At 57.7% G+C, this 2,516-nt stretch carries 2 protein-coding genes; both read right to left on the bottom strand.

Annotated elements, in window-relative coordinates:
• Positions 1 to 117 precede the first annotated feature (117 nt).
• Complete coding sequence (locus tag H5U08_RS15640; RefSeq protein WP_297035124.1) at positions 118 to 1,173, bottom strand: ThuA domain-containing protein; 1,056 nt, start codon at positions 1,171 to 1,173, stop codon at positions 118 to 120.
• 214 nt (positions 1,174 to 1,387) lie between these two features.
• Positions 1,388 to 2,092, bottom strand: coding sequence for a hypothetical protein (locus H5U08_RS15635; RefSeq protein WP_297035121.1), 705 nt, complete (start codon positions 2,090 to 2,092; stop codon positions 1,388 to 1,390).
• Positions 2,093 to 2,516 lie beyond the last annotated feature (424 nt).

Genomic DNA, 2,516 nt, shown 5'->3' with positions numbered 1-2,516 from the left:
TGCCCCTACCGAATGCGACGTTCAATTTATGGGCATGAATTGCCCCTACCGACAATTGATCATGAATTGCCCCTGGCGAGCGCGGAGTTCGATCGACCGCCACCAATCGCCGCATCGCTACGGGTTGTCCGCCAGGCACCAGCGGAGACCCTTCACCAGCATTTCCTGAACGGGGGAACGTTGCAGGGCCTCAAGATTGTGCCCGTGCGCCAGATAGCATACCCGGCCCTTTTGATAAGACCGTGTGAAACCGTGCACCGAACGTCGATCACCGGCCACGGCCTCCAGGAAAATGTCCGCATCGGAAACATGCATCTTCGGCCAGTGACGTTCGTCACCCACTTCGTAGCGCGGGACCGCCGCCGCCACCGGGTTGGAAGCGTTGATGACTTCCACAGTGTAGTCCTCACGCTCCGGACCGTGCCCGGCGTAGCTTGCCCCCAAAACTTCGTGGTAGAGCGACGCTCGACCGTCCAGGGCCTTGAGGGCCGTGGCATTATGGATCGCCAAGAAGCCGCCCCCATTTGCTACGAATCGCGCGACGGCCTCCTCCTGTTCCTGCGTCAGCCAGAACACACGCTCTTTTCCGAACGGGTCGTTCTCGCCGGGCGACGGCCACAGCATTCCATCGCGTAGGACCACCAAGACGTCGTATTGCCCGAGAATCTCGGAACTCAAAAGGCGAACATCATACACGAACCGTACGGCAATTCCCGCCTTTTGGCAGACCTGTTCAATCGCCTCGCGAATGTAGCCCGGGTGATGGTAGCGGTCGCCGATCAGTGCCAAGGCCCGCGGATGGCTTGACGGAGGCTGGGGTGCCCGCGTCAAGGCGTCGTATATCCTTGCGACAATCTCCGGGAAGGCTTTCGGCGATACCCCCATCTGAAGCCCGGCACCAGCCAGTTGCGTCGTTGTCGTCTCCAGCGATCGTCCCATGGCGATTTGATACCCCACGGCATCTCGAATCACGATGGCCTGGCTGTCGGTCAATTGGGGGAATTGCTCGCGCAGCTCCTGCAAGCCAAGATCGCAGCCGGTCGGCGAGTCATTCGCCGATTCCTGTCCCCAGGCTGGAAAGCCTGCAAGCGTGAGTACCAGGATGCAAACGCTCCAAAGTGAACGAGCGCCGAGATAACCCCGTCCCCAAACCCGTCGTGCGAAAGCTCTCATCTGACCCCTCCAAAAAACTGTCGTTTCCAGGGGATTCACATGAGGCCAGAGGGGCCAGGCCAACTCCGAGCCCACTTCCAACCTCGCACCGAAATATACCCGAAATAAACGCCCATCTTGATCGCGCAGGCGACGCGCACGGAGCGCGACCCATCGGGCAATGACCAGTTGCCACTTTCACAGCTGCGTCACCGCCCGGTATTTGCCGATTTCCTCACGGGACACTCAAAAGACCGGGGATTTCCACAACCTTGTACCTGAATTCCTCAGGCTCGGAGGTGGGTTTCAGCGTTTCCGGATCCACTTCGTACGCTGTTACGAACGACTCCGCCGTCAGCTTCCCATCCACGACGTTGAAGGTCTCCACCACTCGTACGCGAATTGGTCGGGAGCCTCCGCCCTTGGCGAAGCCATCTCCATAAAAAGCGTGTTCGCCGGTTTCCAAACGCAATTTGCCCTCCACCACCCGCAAGCGGGCCTCCGTTGTGACCCCCCAAGTTCCGGCCGAAGAATTGACGATCGGTTCGATCGTGCCCAGGGCTTCCCCCGTCACGTCGGATTTACGGAAGCAATACCGGGACACAAGCACACGATCTTTGACTCTCGGTGTTTCGCTGATCCGCTTGCCGGTCTCGTCGAGGTCCCACAACTTCTGGCGGATAATTAGGACATCGTGGAACATCGCCATGTTGGAAGTGCGAACCATGTCCATGTACATGCGCCTGGTTTCCAACTCCGATTCCAATCCGCCTTGGTCAAACCTGATGGTTCTCTGCTCATATAAGGTTTTTCCGATGAGGTGCTTTTCGACGTAGTCGATCGCCTCATCGAAGGGCGATGGGGATTTCTGTTCTTCGGCCCAAACGCCGCTTGTGAGCGTGCCGAGCACGAGAAGACTGAAAACGGCTGATCGAACCATGACTGCTCCTTTCGTTTCTGGAGGACTACGACGAGACTGCCAATACCCATCAACACAGGTTTACAGCCTAAGACGCAATGCCCACTTGCCCACCGCGTATCTGTGACCGCGAGTGTAATTGCGGTTATTGAATTGTCAAATTCAAAAATTGGATTTCCACGACGTTGAAAGTCAGCCCTGCTTGGAAGGCTGAATTTGTGGTGAAAATCAGGTTGGACGTTCCACCGCGGACGGTAGGGGCAATTCACGAATTGCCCCGGCGCATTTTTTGTTATCAATTTGTTGCGGCGACGGGATGGGAAACGTCATTCGGAGGGGACGCTTATCGTGCCCTGCAGGGCATGGCGTCACATGTGGAGTGCGGGGCTTCAGCCCCGCTTTCGGCGCGGGACTTCAGTCCCCGCTGAAAGTCAATGGATGATCG

Source organism: Thermogutta sp., assembly GCF_014359955.1.
Taxonomy (GTDB): domain Bacteria; phylum Planctomycetota; class Planctomycetia; order Pirellulales; family Thermoguttaceae; genus Thermogutta.
This window is presented reverse-complemented; position numbering and strand designations above follow the sequence as displayed.